At 38.6% G+C, this 396-nt stretch carries 1 tRNA gene; it reads right to left on the bottom strand.

What is annotated here, in order from left to right:
* Positions 1-164 precede the first annotated feature (164 nt).
* Positions 165-236: transfer RNA gene (locus tag AT575_RS10195), tRNA-Ala, on the bottom strand.
* Positions 237-396 lie beyond the last annotated feature (160 nt).

Here is a 396-nt window from a genome sequence, read left to right as displayed (position 1 = left end):
TCTAGTAAGTTTAGGTTCGTATTCAAATATCATTTATCTAGTTGAACACGAGATTAATTTCTTAGGAAAATAGATAATCTTCCTTGTGTGCAAGCACACGGTGTCAGATTCCTAATTTTCTACAGAATTTCGGCTAGCCGAACATCTCTTTGTATCCTAGATAATGGAGCCTAGCGGGATCGAACCGCTGACTCCTGCGTGCAAAGCAGGCGCTCTCCCAGCTGAGCTAAGGCCCCGACTAATAAACTGGTTGTTTCATTATTAGTGGTGTACTATTCTATTACGTGAAGCTTAATTGTATTCGAACTAAAATCTTAGTGAAAAAGATAAATCTCCTTGTGTGCAAGCACACATCGTCAATTTCCTATTTTCATACAGATTTCTTAACGTTCTCAT

The sequence above is a fragment of the Streptococcus penaeicida genome, from assembly GCF_002887775.1.
Taxonomy (GTDB): Bacteria; Bacillota; Bacilli; order Lactobacillales; family Streptococcaceae; genus Streptococcus; species Streptococcus penaeicida.
The sequence above is the reverse complement of the archived record's forward strand: the minus strand, read 5'-3'. Positions and strand labels throughout refer to the sequence as shown.